This window comes from Pseudomonadota bacterium, from assembly GCA_016719885.1.
Taxonomy (GTDB): Bacteria; Pseudomonadota; Gammaproteobacteria.
Genome location: JADJYF010000020.1, coordinates 1 through 16,175 on the forward strand (window position 1 = coordinate 1; position 16,175 = coordinate 16,175).

Below are 16,175 nucleotides of genomic sequence, written 5' to 3' on the forward strand. Positions count from 1 at the left end.
GTGCCATGCACGTCGGCCAGGAACAGGGTATCGAAGAAACCTTCCTCGAGAATGCGCGCGAGGTCCATCCAGTAGTGGATGTCGCGATAGCCGTCCAGCGGACGATCCAGCGGATGTTTCCATTGGCCGATGGAGTGATGGCCGATGCAGCACTGGGTGAAGGCATTCATGTGGATGCGTTTGGCCATGACAGCATGTTCCAGGGCGGGGGGCGTGCAAGGCTAACGCGTCGGCCACGGCTTGGCCACGCTCGCGATCGAGCCGCCCGACGGCGGCACGGATGTCAGCCGGCTTCGGCCAGGAACTCGTCGGGGTTGGCCGCCGGACGCAGCACCGCCAGGTGCTGCAGCACCGCCGCCACGCGCGCGCGCAACTCGTCGCCGGGATGCTCGAAACGCAGCCCCACGCGGTACATGTCGATACCGCATTCCGACACCAGGGTCTGGTGCACCACGCGCGCGCGCAGGCTGAGACTGTGATGGGTATCGGCGCCGCTCAGCGTCACCAGCAGGGACTGATCGATTTCCAGCGGGTCGGGCACGGTCAACATCACGCCGCTCGGCGAGATGTCTTCCAGCACCGCACAGAATTCACCGCTGTCGCCGTATTCGATTTCGAGACGCTGCACCAGGCGCGCCTCGCTGCGACGCGCGTCGGGACTCGGGTTGGCGACCAGGATGTCGAGCACTTTCTCGAGCCGCTCCTCGTCGGCGGAAGTCATGCTGTCGAAACGCAGACCGTACTCGCTGGCGCCGTTGACGGTGGTGGTGCGCAACACCGTGGCGATGGTCGCGATGCGGTCGTTCTTGCCGATCGGCAGATGCAGGCGCACGCGCTGGCCAGCATGCAGGACCATGTCCTGGCAGCGCACCGAGGCGCCGCCCCAGGAAATATTGCGCAGCGTGGCCTTGCAGGTGTCCCCGCTGTCGACGAGCCCCAGCTCCACCGCCGCGCTGACGCTGATGCGCAGCTGCCGACGCTGCTCGCGGATGGCGGCCTGCGCTTCGTCTTCGGCCTGCGCGGCATCACGCGCGGCGCGTTGCGCCTGTTGCGCCTGCGCGGTCTGCTTCTGACGCACCAGCCGCAGCGCCTCGTCGAAACTGGAACGCACCGCGTCGCGCAGCCGCGCGGCCCCGGCGCTGTCGGTGGCAGGCGGCGCCTCCAGCGGAATGACGCCAAACTTCATGCGGTGCTGAGCGATACCCAGGGCCAGGATCTGCGCGCAAGCCGCCAGCTCTTCCTGGCTCAAGGCCGCGATGGCGCTATCGGACTCCTTGGCTGATATCGCCGCGCTGGCTTGCATGGACCGCTCCTGTGGGCACATCGGCGCGACTTGCGCCCTGTCCGACGCTGTAGCGGCCGGCGCGGAGCGGCCTTGACCGGCGCGCGGGCCTAGAGCTCGACGCTTTGGGCAAGACGCGAGGCGATCAATACACCCAGCAATCCGCCGCCCAGCGCCGCCGCGAATTCGCCATAGGCGCGCGTCTCGAGCGCCATGCTGGCCGCCACCACCGCGCCCAGCGCGAACACGATGGCCGCCGCGCGCGTACGCCGCGCGGGGGCAATGAACGCCGATACCACCACGATGACCAGGCCGGTCAATGCGGCACAGCCGACGATGATGGCGCGCTCCAGGGCAGGGAACCACGAGGCGGAGCAATAACTCGCCAGCAGCGCATCGGGCGGGCAGAAACGCAGCGCCTGGGAATGGATGGCGAGGCCGAGTGCCAACATGACGTACCACACCAGGATGGCGCTTGGCGCGACCGCCAGCCATCGGACCAGTGCGCGGCGCTTTTGTCGCAGGGTCAATTCCATCGTTCAGCCTCGTTCGTCACCCGGCGACAGGCCGGCGGGGCGCTACCATACACCAGGCGACGGCTTTCATGCCGGTCGCATGCGGGCGCGCTTCGCGACGTTGACGGCGCGCCTGCCGTCAGGGCGTGAGCACCACTTTACCGGTGTTGCGTCGCGCTTCCAGGTAGGCGTGGGCGGCACCGGCCTGCTCCAGCGGGAAGCTGCGATCGACATGCGGCCGTACCCAGCCGGCATCGACGCCGGCCAGCAGGACGGTCATCCAGCGCGCAATCTTGTCGACCTCGTGCCACAGGTGGCCGAGGTTCACGCCGAACACCGCGCGATTGGCGTTCATGAGTGGTATCGGGTTGAACCACGGCAGGCTCGCTGCCATCGCCAGCAGGCGCGCGACGCCCGGCAACTTCGATTCGGTGAGTGTCGATGCGCCGAACATCGCGAGGCGGCCGGTATGACGCAGGGCCGCGTAGCTCTTCTTCCAATGGCCGCCGCCCAGCGGATCGAGAACGAGCTCGACGCCACGGCCGTCGGTCACACGCGTCACTTCACGCCGCCAGTCTTCGCGGTTGTAGTCGATGGCGACATCGAGCCCACGCTCGCGCAGAAAGGCGTGCTTGCCGCCGCTGGCGGTACCGATGAGATGCGCGCCGATATGCCGCCCGATATCGATGGCCGCGAGCCCGACGCCGCCGCCGGCATTGTGTATCAACACCGTCTCGTCGGCGCTCAAGGCGCCCATCACCACCATCAGCTGCCAGGCCGTCAGGTAATTGACCGGCACCGCCGCCGCACCTGCGCGGCCGGCACCACCAGCGTATCGGCGTAACCATTGAAACGCGTCAGCGCCAGTACCTCGCGACCCAGCCACGCGGCGTCCGCCTGGGGCCCGACCGCATCGACCACACCCGCCACCTCGTAGCCGACCACGCACGGCAGTGTCGGCGCATCGGGATACAAACCCTGGCGTGCGAGGATGTCGGCAAAGTTGACGCCGCTGGCGCGCACGCGAATGCGAAGCTGGGTGTCGGTCGGCGTGGGGTCGGGCGCTTCGCGGACCTTGAGTACATCCGGGCCGCCGACTGCGGTGATGAAGACCTGGCGCGGGCCCCGCGATTATGCCGCGGGGGGGGGGCGAACTGAAGTCTGACCCACAACTGAAGTCTGACCCACAAGCGCTCGGCTATCCGAGAAACCCACCCAGGCGTTCGTAGGCGGCCAGAAAATCCTCCTGGAACTCCTGCATCACCGCGCGCACCGATTTGGCTTCGTTCATGAGGCCGACGCCCTGTCCCACCCAGTAGGTGGCGAGTTCCTGCGCGCCGGCATGACCGCCTTGCGCGAGCTTGTCGACGCGCGCCAGCGGCGGTTCGCTGATCAGGGACTGCAAGGGCATGGGCAGCGGCGACGGCGCGCCGGGCGCTTCCCAGGCCTGCGTCCACGACGAGCGCAATTGGCGCGACGGTTTGCCGGTGCGGCTCCTGGAGCGCACGGTGTCGCGCGAGGTCGCCTTCAGCATCTTGTCCTTGACCACCGGGTTGGTCTCGGCTTCGTGGGTCGTCAACCACACCGACGCCGTCCACGCACCGGCCGCGCCCATCGCCATGCACGCCGCCATCTGGCGACCGGTGACGATGCCACCGGCCGCGAGTATCGGCACCGGCCGCAAACCGGCGATCGCCTCCGCCACTTCCGGCACCAGCACCAAGGTCGAGACATCGCCGCAATGACCACCGGCCTCGCCGCCGGCCACCACCAGGATGTCGACCCCCGCTTCGACCTGCTTGACCGCGTGCTCGCGCGCGCCGACCAGCGCCGCCACCGGCACGCCGTGGCGTTTGCCGAGCTCCAGCATCAGGGGCGGCGGTACGCCGAGCGCGTTGGCGATGAGCTTGATGGGATGCTTGAACGCGACGTCGAGCAGATCGGCGGCGCCGGCCGGACGCAGGTTGCGTCCGATCTGCACCATGCGATCGCGCGCTTCGTCGAACGCGCCCGCCTCGATGCCGTGCCTGGCCAGCACTTCGTCGGCGAACGCGGTATGGCTCGCCGGCAGACCCGCGACCATCTGCCGCGCGTTCACCTCGTCGTGCTTGCCGAGCATCTTCTCCGGGATCAACAGATCGACGCCGTAGGGCTTGCCATCGACGTGGGCGTCTATCCACGCCAGTTCCTCTTCGAGCCGCTCGGGCGGCAAGGCGCCGGCGCCGAACACGCCCATGCCACCGGCGCGCGACACCGCCGCCACCACGTCACGGCAGTGACTGAACGCGAGCAGGGGAAACTCGATACCGAGCAGCGCGCAGATGGGTGAGTTCATGGCTTACTTGCCCTTGTACACGGCCGGGCGCTTTTCCATGAACGAGGCCGGCCCTTCCTTGGCGTCCTCGGTCTTGAACACCGGCGCCGAGATGCAGGTTTCAATCTTGAGCGCCTGCGCCTCCGGCACGCCCAGGCAGGCGCGCGCCGAGCGGCGGATGGCCTGTACGGCGATGGGGCCGTTGGCGGCTATCTTGTTGGCGATCTCCATGGCCTTGGCCAGCGGGTCGTCGACCACGTAATTGAGGAAGCCGCAGTTCAAGGCTTCTTCCGCGCTGATCAAATCGCCGGTCAGCAACAGCTCCATGGCGCGCGCATAGGGCAGTTGGCGCGGCAGGCGCACGGTCGAACCGCCGGCCGGGAAAATCGCCCATTTGACTTCCTGCACGCCGAAACGCGCGGCTGGCACCGCGACGCGAATGTCGGTGCCCTGCACGATCTCCATGCCACCGGCGATGGCATGACCCTGGATGGCCGCGATCACCGGCTTGACCACGTCGAAGTCGCGCAGCAGCGCTGCTTCGAAGATGTTCGGATCGGCGAGCACGCGCTCGTCCCACTCGTTCTCGGCCCGATGGTTGCCGGCGATCAGCGGCACCAGCTGGCCGAGGTCGGCGCCGGCGCAGAATACCGGGCCCTTGCCGGCCAGCACCGCCACCCGCACGTTGTTGTCGTCGCGCACCGCGCGCCACGCGTCGGCGAGGCGCGCCGCGACCTCGGGATTGATGGCGTTACGCGCCTCGGGACGATTGAGCGTGACGGTGGCAATGTGCCCTTGAACGGAATACTCGACGACGGACATGGAAGGCTCCCCGGATGATGGACGTGAGGGCCTAGTCTAACCGCGCCTCGCGAGCTTGCGCAGGGTTTTCCAGCGGGCAGCGCGGTCGATGCGGACGCCGCCGGGCTGTAATCGTCAACGGGCGATTGCTGTGGTACAAGCTCAAGAAACTGGATATCAAGTAACACCGCATGAGTCATCCGCCCCTTCCCGACTTCAACGCCGCGCACCTCGGCGTGACGCGCGCCACGCCGCCGTGGTTCGACTGGGCGCTGGCCCAGCCCTTCACTTCGCATTACGTGACGGTCGCCGATTGCCCGATCCATTACATGGTGTGGCCGGGCGACAACGCGCGCGCCAACCAGCGTGGCCTGTTGCTGGTGCACGGCGGCGGCGCGCACGCCAACTGGTGGCGCTTCATCGCGCCGTTCTTCACCCGCGATTTCCGCGTCGCGGCGCTCGACCTGTCCGGCATGGGCGACAGCGGCAAGCGCCCCGAGTACAACGCCAGCCTGCGCGCCGACGAGATGCGCGCGGTGCTCGGCGCCGCCGAACTCGGTGAGAAACCGTTCGTGGTCGGACATTCCTTCGGCGGCTACATGACCATGCGCTTCGGCGCCGCCTATGGCCACGAGGTGGGCGGCGCGGTGATCGTCGACACGCCCATCCGTCGTCCCGAAGGCGACGCGCCGCCCGCCATCGCCTCGCGCGCGCGCAGCCTGGAACGGCACTACCCGAGTTTCGAGCTTGGCCTCGAACGTTTTCGCCTGCTGCCGCAGCAACCCTGCGCCAACGACTACCTGGTGGAATTCATCGCGCGCCATTCACTGCGCGAAGACACCGCCGGCTGGACCTGGAAGTTCGACGTCAACACCATGACCGCGCGGCGCTGGGGCGAACCCTTCCACGAGCACCTGCAGGCGCTGGGCTGTCGCGCCGCGCTGATGTTCGGCCAGCACAGCGCGCTGGTCAGTCGCGACACCGCCGATTACATGTCGGAATTGATGGGCCCGCTGGCGCCCATCATCGAGATCCCCGAGGCCCAGCATCACCTGCTGCTCGATCAGCCGCTGGCGTTCGTGGCCGCGCTGCGCACGCTGCTGGCGAGCTGGCTGCGCGACGAAATCGTGGCCGCCGGCCAGCCCTGAATGGACGTCCACCCGCATCGCGGCGTCGATGAGCTGCTGCTCGGCAGCACGCAGGACGAGATCGCCGCGGCGCTGGGCGCGCCGGACCGCGAAGCGGAAGACGCGCACGAGGACGGCGAACTGTCGTCGGTATGGACCTACCGCATGCTGCGCCTGGAACTGTCCTTCGACTCGGACAACGATTTCCGGCTGTCCCATATCACCTCCTACCATCCCTACACGCTGGTGCGCGGTTTCAATCCCATGGGCCTGTCCGGCAAGCTGCTGCTGATGAAATACCCGCACCTCGATCTCGACGTCGAGGTAAGCCGCGACGAGAAGTACTACACCGACCGCGTGCTCGATCTCACCTTCGGCATCGCGCGCGCCAAGGTGGTGAGCGTGACGGTGTTTCCCGAGTACGATGAAAGCGGCGAAGTGGTGAAATGGCCGATGACGACGAATCTGTAGGTGCGAATTCATTCGCACATCGAAACGCGCGGCGAAGCGTCTGCGCCGGTCACCAGTGTGCGAATGAATTCGCACCTACAATGGAAAGTCGGCACACCAACCGAGGAGTAAGGCCATGCAAGTCGACGGCAGCTGCCACTGCGGCAGCATCGAGTACCGCGCCGAGATCGATCCCGAGCGCGTCATCGTCTGCCACTGCACCGATTGCCAGATCCTGTCCGGATCGGCGTTTCGCGTGGTGGCCTTCACCCGCGAGGACGCTTTCACACTGACGCGCGGCACGCCCAAGACCTACGTCAAGATTGCCGAGAGCGGGCGACAGCGCGAGCAGGGTTTCTGCGGGCATTGCGGCTCGGCCCTGTACGCCACCGCGCCGGGCGCGGGCCCCAAGGTCTATGGCCTGCGCGTCGGCACCCTGCGCCAGCGCGATCAGCTCAAGCCGGGCCGCCAGGTGTGGTGTCGCTCGGCGCAGGGTTGGCTGGGCGAGCTGTCGCAACTACCGGGCGTGGACGGCCAGCCTTGAGGCGCGGCCGCGCGCCGGCCGCGCTCACCACGGCTTGATGTCGCGGCTTTCCAGCTCACTGTCGGCACGTTCCACCGCGCGTACCAGCTGCGCATGCTCGAGCGCGCCTTCGCCCGAATGCAGGTAGAGCTTGGCATGCGCCAGCACGTCTTCGAGCAGCTTCACGCGCGCGTGCAGGTAGAGCGTGGTGCGGGCCAGGTGATGCTCGTCGTGCCCCTGCTCGCGCAGGCGCTGCGCCTCGTCGAGCGCACTTTCAATCTCGAGACCGCTAGGTTTCATGGGCGCCTCCGCGCGACTTCCCGCCAACGTTACAATACGCCCCAACGCGCCAGGCGCCATCCGTAGATCTGTAGAGGAACCCGACATCGCCAGGCCGACGACCCATGCGCAAACCCGCGACGGCACCGTGGTGGCGGTGTTCGGACGACGCTTCGAAGTGGAAACCGCCGGCGGCGAGCGCCTCGATTGCGTGACGCGTGGCAAGAAGCAGATAGCGGTGTGCGGCGACGAGGTGAGCGTGAGCCTCACCGGCGCCGGCAGCGCGGTCATCGAGCAGCTCGTGCCGCGTCGCAATTACCTCGAGCGCTCCGACGCCTTCAAGCGCAAGGGCATCGCCGCCAACGTCGACCAGGTGCTGGTGCTGGCGGCCGTCGAACCGCGCGCCTCGGAAGAATTCCTGACGCGCATCCTGTTGATAGCCGACGCCGCCGGGGTCACCACCCTGCTGGCGCTCAACAAGACCGATCTGCCGGGCGTCGACGCGGCGCGCGCGCGACTCACGCTGCTGATCGGCGCCGGCCACGAACTCATCGAATTCTCCGCACGTCCGCGGGACGGCATGGCGGCCAGCGCGCCGGCGGTGCTGCGCGCACGACTGGCGGGACGCCGCACGCTGCTGTGTGGTCAATCGGGCATGGGCAAGTCGAGCCTGGTCAATGCGCTGGTGCCCGACGCCGCCGCGGTGACCGGGGAACTGTCCAGCGCGCTGGGCAGCGGTCGCCACACCACGACGTTTTCACGGCTGTACCGCATCGACGCCCACACCACCCTCATTGACTGCCCGGGCATGCAGGAAGTCGGCATCCATCATCTGTCCCAGGCCGATCTCGCGCGCGGCTTTCGCGAGTTCGCGCCGTATCTCGGCCGCTGCCGCTTTTCCGATTGCCGCCACCTGCACGAGCCCGACTGTGCGCTGCGTGAACAGGTGGCCAAGGGCGGCATCGCCGCCGAGCGCCTCGCCTTGTTCCAGAAGCTGAACGCCGAGACCGGCGCCTGAGTCCGCGGCCATGAGTGGACGTCACCAGGCGCCGGGCGTATCGGCGCACCGTCTCGCCGCCATCCACAAGAAGGCGCAGCACCTGGCCCGCGCGCGTCGCGAGAAGGCCGGCTCGCCGCCGCACGCGGTCAGCCATCCGCGACGCGGCATCGCGCTGCGCTTCGAGCGCATGCGCCGTGCCGGCTTGGGCGCGATGGCCTCGTTCCTGGCGGTATTGGGCCCGGGCCTGCTGGCCGGGCTGTCGGATGACGACCCGGCAGGCATCACCACCTACTCGGTGCTCGGCACCGATCATGGCTATCGCCTGTTGTGGGTCATTCCGCTGTCGACGCTGCTGCTGATCCAGTTCCATCTCATCGCGGTGCGCATCGGCGCCGCCACTGGCAAGGGCTTCGTCGCCGCGATACGCCATCGCTACGGCCACGGTTGGGGCTATGCCGCCGTCATCGCGCTGCTGCTCACCAACTTCGGCACCATCTGCGCGGAGTACGCCGGCATCTCCGCCGCCGGTTCGCTGATCGGCATTCCAAGCTGGGTGAGCGCGCCGCTCGCGGGGCTGTTGATCTCGCTGATGGTGGTGCTCGGCTCCTTTCATCGCATCGAGCGCATCCTGCTGGTGATCTCGGCCACGCTGGCCTTGTACCTCGTCGATGGCGTGCTGGCCGCGCCGGACTGGTCCGCCGTGGCGCGCTACTCGCTGCTGCCGAGCGCGCCCGGCAGCGAAGGTGCGTGGGTGGCGGTGGCGGCGACGCTAGGCACCACGCTCGCGCCGTGGGGACTGGCCTTCATCCAGTCCTACGCGGTCGACAAGAAGATCACCGTGGCCAACCTGCGCTGGGAACGCCTGGACGTGATCGTGGGCTCGGTGTTGACCGGCGTCATCGGTCTCGCCATCGCGGTGGCCTGCGCCGCCACCCTGCACCGCGCCGGCGTGCATATCGAGAACGCCGCCGATGCGGCGGCCGCGCTCGAGCCGCTGGCGGGCGCCTTTGCCAAGCTCTTGTTCGGCGTGGGCCTGCTCGGCGCCTCGCTGCTGGCCGCCGCCATCGTGCCGCTCGCCACTGCCTATTCGATCGCCGAAGGCATGGGCGCGCAGGCCTCGCTGGATCTCGACTCACGGCATTTCCAGCTGTTCTATGCCGCCTTCATCGGCCTCACGGTGGCGGCGGTGAGCGTGGTGTCGATTCCCGGCCTGCCGCTGATCCCGCTGATCTATTCGAGCCAGGTGATCAACGCCGTGCTGTTGCCGCTGCATGCCATTGCGCTGCACCTGTTGGCGAAGGACGTGAGCATTGATGGGCGATGCGCGCTCGACGCGCCTGGCCATGCGCGCCGAGCAAGTGGGCATCGCGATCATCTGCGCCTGCGTGGTGGCCTTGGCGATGAGTTGGCTGAAAAGCCTGTAGGTGCGAATTCATTCGCACATTCAAAGGGTGCCCGGACCGTTAGGGCCAATGTCAGGCTGAAGCCTGACCCACATCGGGAAGCAGTACTCTTTGAGGGTCAGGCTTCAGCCTGACTCACACCGGGCAAATTCCACTTCTTTGTGTGCTCAGGCATCAGCCTGACCCACACCGGGAAGTCCATTCTTTGTGGGCCAGGCTTCAGCCTGAGCGCACACTTGTAGGTGCAAATTCGCTCTTCCGAAGGGTCAGGCTTCAGCCGACATGCAGGCAAAGCCGACCACTTTGGGGTCAGTTCTTTGCACACACCGGCAAATCGCTCTCTTTGTGGGTCGGGCTTCAGCCTGACATTCATTCAAGAATGGAAATGAATGACTGCCCGCGAGATTCGGCTCAGCGCCCCTGCTGCAGATCGTTCAAGGCGCGCAGGCTGTAGGTCTCGTCGAACGGCGCATGGATGGGCACGCCGTAGCGCGCGGCGATGTCCCGCAACTCGCCACCCTTGGTCAACGCCGCCAGCGCCGTGTCGATTTGCCCACGCAGGGCTTCATCGGCCTTGCGCGTCGCGAACGACAGGTTCCAGCGCACCGCCGCCGGCGGCTCGTAACCGGCGACGAAGCCGCAGGTCTTGTCCTTGTCGTTGTGCAGACGCCAGCCGGTGGTCGGCCCCCACAGCAGGGCGGCCTCGGTTTCGTGCTTGCGCAGACCCGCCAGCGCGTCGTCCAGGGAAAAGTAATTGCTGGGCGTGGCCTTCACCGACAGCGCCGCGAAATGCGCGACGGTCTGCGACTGGATGGCGACGCTCTTGCCACGCAGGGCGCGCAGGCGCTTCGGCGCACCGGCATCACAGCTCAGGAGTTCGAAGGCGGCGCCGTAATAGTTGTCACCCAGGGCCAGCTTGGGACTGTCGCGCAGCGTGTCGCCGGCCGGCCCCGGCATGCTCAGAATGACATCGCAGGCGCCCTTGGCGAGCTTGCGCAGCGGGAAATCACTGTCGTCGATCTCGTCGATGTGCGGGTTGTTGTCCGTCCACACCAGTTCGAGCGGACGCGCGAGCCGGGCCGCCAGCGCCTTAGCGGTATCGAGATCGAAACCACGTTCATCGTCGCGCGTCGAATACGGCGCGTTGTGTGACAACAGGCAGACCTTGAGCGGCGCCATGTCGGCCGCCGCGGCCGCGCCGGCGGCCAGCATCGCCAACGCCGCCAGCGTGCATCGAGAGCCATTGCGACCGGCCATCACGCCGGTCGCCGTCGTCCGCCGCGACACGCCTACTTGCTGGCCGGCAGTGCGAACACCACCAGCGCGCTGCCGGGAGTGTCCAGCGTCGGCTGGCCGATGATCGAGACCGCGATACCGCCGCCGCCGCTCGGCAGCGCGACATACTGGCGACCATCCATCTTCCAGGTCACGGGCTGACCGCGCACCGCCGAACCGGTCTGGAATTTCCACAACAGCTCGCCGCTCGCCTCGTCCAACGCCATCGCATAGCCGGTCTGGTTGCCGGTGAACACCAGGCCGCCACCCGTCACCAGCGCGCCGCCGACCATCGGGTAGTCATCCTTGTAGCGCCACTTGATCTTGCCGGTATTGGGCTCGATGGCCGTCACCGTGCCCCACGAGGACTGGTCCTCGCCCTCGGTCACGCCCGGACCGCCGCCCCAGTAAGGCGTGCCATTCACGAACACCGAGGCTTCCTTCTCCATCTTGCCGCAGGCCTCGACCACCGGAATGTAAAGGGTCTTGCTCTGTTGGCTGTAAGCGTAGGTATAGGAACCGTTGTTGCCGCCGACGTTGCCGGGGCAGATGAAATTGGGATTGCCACCCGCCATCGGCACGTATTTCTCATCGACCGTCGGACGGCCGTTGGCATCCAGGCCCTTGGACCAGTTGAGGCGCTCGGTGTACTGACTGCCCTTGATGAACTTGCCGGTGGCGGCGTCGAGCACGTAGACATAGCCATTGCGGTTGGCCTGCATGACCACGTGCTGGCTCTTGCCGTCGATGTCGATGTCGCCTACCACCACGCCGTTGGTGGCGTCGTAGTCCCACACGTCATGGGGCGTGAACTGGAAATGCCATTTCAGTTCACCGCTGGCCGGGTCCAGCGCCAGCAGGGAATTGGTGTAGAGGTTGTCGCCGAGACGGGTGTCGCCGTTCCAGTCGGGCGAAGGGTTGCCGGTCGGCCACAGTACGAGATTGGTCTTGGCATCGTAGGTGCCGGTATTCCACGGCGGGCCGCCGCCGGTCTTCCACGAATCGCCGGCCCAGGTCTCGACGCCCTTCTCGCCGGCGCTCGGCACCGTGTAACGGCGCCACACGCGCTTGCCGGTCTTCTGATCGTAGGCATCGATGAAACCGCGCGCGCCGTATTCACCACCGGCGCTGCCAACCATTACGACATCTTTCACCACCAGCGGCGCACCGGTCGCGCTGTGACCGTTCTTGTAGTCGTCCAGCACCACGTTCCACAGCACTTTGCCGTCGGCACGATTGAAGGCAACCAAGCGCGCGTCCAGCGTCGCCATGTACAAGGTGTTGCCGGCGATCGCTACGCCGCGATTGGTCGGGCCACAGCAGATGCGCAGGTCGCTCGGCATCTGGTGTTCGTAATGCCACAGCGTCTCGCCGCTCCTGGCATCCAGCGCGTACAGATTGTTGTAGGCGGCGGTCAGGTACAGCACGCCGTCGGCGACGATCGGCGCCGCCTCGAGCTGACCGGCGACGCCGGTCTGGAAGATCCAGGCCGGCGCGAGGTTCTTGACGTTGGCGCGGTTGATATCGGCCAGCGGGCTGTAACGGCCATTGTCGTAGCTGCCGCCGTACATCACCCAGCCGCTGTCGTCGGCGGTGCCCTTGGCAAGGCGCTCGGGCGTGACGGCGGTCAACGGGCGGGCGGCGGGTTTGGCGTCTTCGGCCAGCGTCGGGCCGGCCAGCAGCGCGAGTGAAATGCCGAGCGCGAGTGCGCTGTGCTTGTGGTTCATTGTCGAACTCCCCTAGTGTCGAGAAATCTTGTTTTGATGCTGCGGACGATCCTGTCTCGCCTTTCCCTGTGGGTCAGACACGCGGAGTCATGACTACAATGTCAGACTGAAGTCTGACCCACAAAAGGAATTCCTGTTACAACGGCGAATCGAGATCGAACTTCGGCGCGCGTTTCTCGCGATGCGACTTCACGCCTTCGCGCGCTTCCTCGGTGGTGAAGCCCAGCATCTCCAGCGCCGTCGAGGCGTCGAACGCGGGGCCGGCCATGCGATACCAGTTGTTGAGCGCATACTTGGTCCAGCGCGTCGCCATCGGCGCGCTGTCGCGCAGTTTTTCCGCGATCGCCAGCGCGCGGTCCTGCAGCTCCTCGTCGGCCACGCACAGCGACACCATGCCGATGCGCTCGGCCTCTTCGCCGTTCATCGGTTCGCACAGCAGCAGATGGTACTTGGCCTTGGCCATGCCGCACAGCAGCGGCCAGTTGATGACGGCCGAATCGCCGGCCGCCACGCCGAGACGGGTGTGACCGTCGACGATGCGCGCCGATTTGCCGGCCACGGAAATGTCGGCCAGGAGGCCGGCGACGAGGCCGGCGCCGACCGCCGCGCCGTTGATGGCGGACACTATCGGCTTGGAACAGTTGATGACGTTGTAGACGAGGTCGCGCGCTTCCTTCCAGATGCGCGCGCGGACCTTGGCATCGTCGAGCATCTTCTCGATCATGCCGAAGTCACCGCCGGCCGAGAACGCGCGGCCCTTGCCGGTCAGGATGGCGACGCTCACCTCGGGGTCTTCGTCGATGTCGCGCCAGATGTAGGTCAGCTCGCGATGTCCCTGCTCGTCCAGGGAGTTCAAGGTATCGGGCTTGTTGAAAGTGATGCGCAACACGCGCGGCGCCGGCGAGTCGATGTCCAGCGCCTTGTACTTCGAATAACGTTCGAGCATGGGAAATCCTTGGTCTTGGGTCGGGTGGGCCACTCACCAGACGGTGGCGCACGGCCATCCTAACCCAGGCCGCGCGATTGAGAAATTGCGCGCGGGCGTGGCGCCGCCCAAGTCGACAAGCGCGGTACTTGGCGCGCGCGCAATGCCCGTCCATGATGCCGCCCGGGGGGATCACACCGTGCAGGAACATCTGCGTTTCGACCTCTTGGCCTGGGCCACCGCCGTCGCGCTCGGCGTGCTGGTGTGGCACTGGCGCCTGCGTGCCACCCTGGCGCGCCTGCGCGCGCGCGTCGGCGGCGGCTACTTCGTCGCGCTGACGTGCGGCAGCCTGCTCGGCGCCTACGCCTTCGGCAGCCTCAACCTTCACCTGTCGGGCGTGACCTTGCCCGGCCGCAGCATCCTCGGTGCACTGGTCGGCGCCATCAGCGCCGTCGAAATCTACAAGTATCGCCACGGCATCCGTGGCTCGACCGGCATCATCTTCGCCGCGCCGCTGGCCGCCGCCATCGCCGTCGGCCGCATCGGCTGCTTCCGCGCCGGACTCATCGATCACACCCACGGCGTCGCCACCATGCTGCCATGGGGCCACGACTTCGGCGACGGCATTGCACGTCACCCGGTGCAGCTCTACGAGTCGGCAAGCATGGCCCTGGTGCTGGCGGCGCTGCTGCTGGGCTTCGCGCGGCGTTCGGCGTGGATGCTCAGCCACGGCTTTTATCTCGTGGTCGGCGCCTACGGCGCACAGCGCTTTGCCTGGGAATTTCTCAAGCCCTATGCGCGCGTGCTGGGGCCTTTCAATCTCTTTCACCTGCTGGCGGCGCTGCTGTGCGCCTACGCAATATTCATGGCACGTGGTGCAAGCGATGGCAGAACGTAGCAGCAACAATCATCTCTTCTACGGCCAGACCAGCTCGCTGTGCGAGCAGTGCCTGCAACTGGTGCCGACCAAGATCCTGATCGAGGACGACGCGGTGTGGTACCACAAGCGTTGCGCCGAGCACGGCACGCACAAGACCCTCATCGCCACCGACGTGGCCTATTACCGCCACACCCATGACTACCTGAAAGCCGGCGAGCGGCCCCATAGCCGCCAGACCCTCACCGAGCGCGGCTGCCCCTGGGATTGCGGCCTGTGTCCCGATCACGAGCAGCACAGTTGCGTCGGCATCGTCGAAATCACCGAGCAGTGCAACCTGCGCTGCCCGGTATGCTTCGCCGACTCGGCGCCCGGCCACGGCAGTCACCGCACGCTGGCGCAGGTGGAATACATGCTCGATGCGCTGGTCGCTTCCGAGGGCACGCCCGACGTCGTGCAGATCTCGGGCGGCGAGCCGAGCATCCATCCCGACATCCTCGCCATCCTGCGCATGGCGCGCGCCAAGCCCATCAAGCACCTGATGCTGAACACCAACGGCGTGCGCCTGGCGCGCGAACCCGAGTTCGTCGCGGCCTTGACCGAGTTCAAGCCGGGCTTCGAGGTCTACCTGCAGTTCGACGCGCTGGACGACCAGGCCTTGCAGGATATCCGCGGCGCGGATCTCGCCGCCACGCGTTTGCAGGCCCTGCAACATCTCGAAGCGCACGACATCTCGACCACCCTGGTGGTGACCGTCAAGGGCGGCGTCAACGACAGCGGGCTGTGGCGCATCGTCGAAACGGCCCTGCGTTACCGCTGCGTGCGCGGCGTGACGTTTCAACCGGTGCAGGACGCCGGCCGCAACCCGCGCTTCGACAAGCAGCGCCACCGCAGCCTGCTCACCGACATCCGCCGCCAACTCATCACCGACTCCGGCGTGTTCGGCGAGGACGACCTGTTGCCCTTGCCGTGCAACCCGGAATACATCGCCATCGGTTATGCGCTGCGCAACGGGCGCACTCTTACGCCCATCACGCGCTTCATTCCCAAGCAGGAATTCGTCGGCACGGCGCCGGCCAGCATCGCCTTCGAACGCGACCCGCGATTGAAGCAGCGCCTGTTCGAAGTGCTGTCGCTGTCGGGCGGCGCACTCAACACCGGCGAACGCTTACAGCAACTGTTGTGCTGCCTGCCAGAACTGCCGACGCCGGCCGAGCTGCGCTACGAACACGTGTTCCGCATCACCATCGTGCAGTTCATGGACCGCTTCAATTTCTGCGTGGGCGGCGTGAAGCGCTCGTGCATACACATCGTGCATACGGACGGGCGCATCATCCCCTTCGATACCTACAATCTTCTTCTACCGCGACCTGCCGGCCGGCGCCGACCCGCGCCCTGCTATGCGCACCAAGGGAGACGCCTGATGCCCTACCACCAACCACCGCCCGCGGCGGCGGATTCCTGCGCGGCATGGCGATGACCATCGGCATCTTGATCATGACCGGCTCGGGCCTGTGCAGCGCCGGCTTCCTGGTATCGACCGTCGCCGACATGCTGACCGACAGCGCCGGTTACCGATTGATGGACTTCGGCATGGTGCTCGGCATGATCGCGGTGTGGGGCGGCGTGCCGTTTTTGTTTGGCTGGCTGATTTGGCGGGCTACGCGGCGGAAGTAG

At 66.8% G+C, this 16,175-nt stretch carries 16 protein-coding genes and 2 pseudogenes; 8 read left to right on the forward strand and 10 right to left on the reverse strand.

Annotated features, from left to right (window positions below):
- From IPM80_19305 to IPM80_19330, 6 genes and pseudogenes are all read right to left on the reverse strand, one after another.
- Window positions 1–188 (reverse strand): 5,10-methylene tetrahydromethanopterin reductase (locus IPM80_19305; GenBank protein MBK8960500.1); only part of this gene is annotated, 188 nt, incomplete at its 3' end.
- Window positions 189–283: 95 nt separating this feature from the next.
- Window positions 284–1,303, reverse strand: coding sequence for a PilZ domain-containing protein (locus tag IPM80_19310; protein ID MBK8960501.1), 1,020 nt, complete (start codon window positions 1,301–1,303; stop codon window positions 284–286).
- An 89-nt stretch (window positions 1,304–1,392) separates the two neighbouring features.
- Complete coding sequence (locus tag IPM80_19315) at window positions 1,393–1,818, reverse strand: hypothetical protein (GenBank protein MBK8960502.1); 426 nt, start codon at window positions 1,816–1,818, stop codon at window positions 1,393–1,395.
- A gap of 118 nt (window positions 1,819–1,936) precedes the next feature.
- A pseudogene (locus IPM80_19320) lies at window positions 1,937–2,904 on the reverse strand (zinc-binding dehydrogenase).
- A gap of 91 nt (window positions 2,905–2,995) precedes the next feature.
- Window positions 2,996–4,132, reverse strand: coding sequence for a nitronate monooxygenase (locus tag IPM80_19325; protein ID MBK8960503.1), 1,137 nt, complete (start codon window positions 4,130–4,132; stop codon window positions 2,996–2,998).
- 3 nt (window positions 4,133–4,135) lie between these two features.
- Window positions 4,136–4,933 (reverse strand): enoyl-CoA hydratase/isomerase family protein, encoded by a 798-nt coding sequence (locus IPM80_19330; protein ID MBK8960504.1) that lies wholly within the window; start codon window positions 4,931–4,933, stop codon window positions 4,136–4,138.
- A gap of 170 nt (window positions 4,934–5,103) precedes the next feature.
- Here IPM80_19330 and IPM80_19335 point away from each other — a divergent pair, with 170 nt between their 5' ends.
- The 3 genes from IPM80_19335 (at window position 5,104) to IPM80_19345 (ending at window position 7,033) form a co-directional block, all read left to right on the forward strand.
- Window positions 5,104–6,060, forward strand: coding sequence for an alpha/beta hydrolase (locus tag IPM80_19335; protein MBK8960505.1), 957 nt, complete (start codon window positions 5,104–5,106; stop codon window positions 6,058–6,060).
- Window positions 6,061–6,510 carry a hypothetical protein gene (locus IPM80_19340; protein ID MBK8960506.1) on the forward strand — a complete coding sequence of 150 codons (450 nt, stop codon included), beginning with the start codon at window positions 6,061–6,063 and terminating at the stop codon, window positions 6,508–6,510.
- Window positions 6,511–6,625: 115 nt separating this feature from the next.
- Window positions 6,626–7,033, forward strand: coding sequence for a GFA family protein (locus IPM80_19345; protein ID MBK8960507.1), 408 nt, complete (start codon window positions 6,626–6,628; stop codon window positions 7,031–7,033).
- A 24-nt stretch (window positions 7,034–7,057) separates the two neighbouring features.
- Here IPM80_19345 and IPM80_19350 read toward each other — a convergent pair whose 3' ends face one another.
- Entirely contained in the window at window positions 7,058–7,312 is a 255-nt protein-coding gene (locus tag IPM80_19350; protein ID MBK8960508.1) for a hypothetical protein, read from the reverse strand.
- On the opposite strand from IPM80_19350, the gene rsgA reads away from it, so the two are divergent.
- Together rsgA and IPM80_19360 are read left to right on the forward strand one after the other, a co-directional pair.
- The gene (rsgA, locus tag IPM80_19355) at window positions 7,311–8,309 is read left to right on the forward strand and encodes a ribosome small subunit-dependent GTPase A (GenBank protein MBK8960509.1); all 999 of its coding nucleotides are present in this window, start codon (window positions 7,311–7,313) and stop codon (window positions 8,307–8,309) included. The two genes, IPM80_19350 and rsgA, sit on opposite strands and share 2 nt — an antisense overlap.
- Before the next feature lie 10 nt (window positions 8,310–8,319).
- Window positions 8,320–9,715 (forward strand): annotated as a pseudogene (locus tag IPM80_19360) (divalent metal cation transporter).
- Between the two features lie 390 nt (window positions 9,716–10,105).
- Here the strand turns inward: IPM80_19360 and IPM80_19365 are convergent.
- From IPM80_19365 to IPM80_19375, 3 genes are all read right to left on the reverse strand, one after another.
- Window positions 10,106–10,981, reverse strand: coding sequence for a transporter substrate-binding domain-containing protein (locus IPM80_19365; protein ID MBK8960510.1), 876 nt, complete (start codon window positions 10,979–10,981; stop codon window positions 10,106–10,108).
- A 2-nt stretch (window positions 10,982–10,983) separates the two neighbouring features.
- Complete coding sequence (locus IPM80_19370) at window positions 10,984–12,696, reverse strand: PQQ-dependent dehydrogenase, methanol/ethanol family (GenBank protein ID MBK8960511.1); 1,713 nt, start codon at window positions 12,694–12,696, stop codon at window positions 10,984–10,986.
- Window positions 12,697–12,832: 136 nt separating this feature from the next.
- Complete coding sequence (locus tag IPM80_19375) at window positions 12,833–13,642, reverse strand: enoyl-CoA hydratase/isomerase family protein (GenBank protein ID MBK8960512.1); 810 nt, start codon at window positions 13,640–13,642, stop codon at window positions 12,833–12,835.
- Between the two features lie 178 nt (window positions 13,643–13,820).
- Between IPM80_19375 and IPM80_19380 the strand changes: the two genes are divergently transcribed.
- Genes IPM80_19380 through IPM80_19390 form a run of 3 tightly spaced genes read left to right on the forward strand, consistent with a single transcriptional unit; the run spans window position 13,821 to window position 16,175 of the window.
- Window positions 13,821–14,519, forward strand: coding sequence for a prolipoprotein diacylglyceryl transferase (locus IPM80_19380; GenBank protein ID MBK8960513.1), 699 nt, complete (start codon window positions 13,821–13,823; stop codon window positions 14,517–14,519).
- Complete coding sequence (locus IPM80_19385) at window positions 14,506–15,978, forward strand: radical SAM protein (protein ID MBK8960514.1); 1,473 nt, start codon at window positions 14,506–14,508, stop codon at window positions 15,976–15,978. The genes IPM80_19380 and IPM80_19385 overlap by 14 nt, the downstream gene beginning before the upstream one ends.
- On the forward strand, window positions 15,969–16,175 hold the full coding sequence (locus tag IPM80_19390) for a hypothetical protein (GenBank protein MBK8960515.1): 207 nt from the start codon (window positions 15,969–15,971) through the stop codon (window positions 16,173–16,175). Before IPM80_19385 ends, IPM80_19390 begins: the two co-directional genes overlap by 10 nt.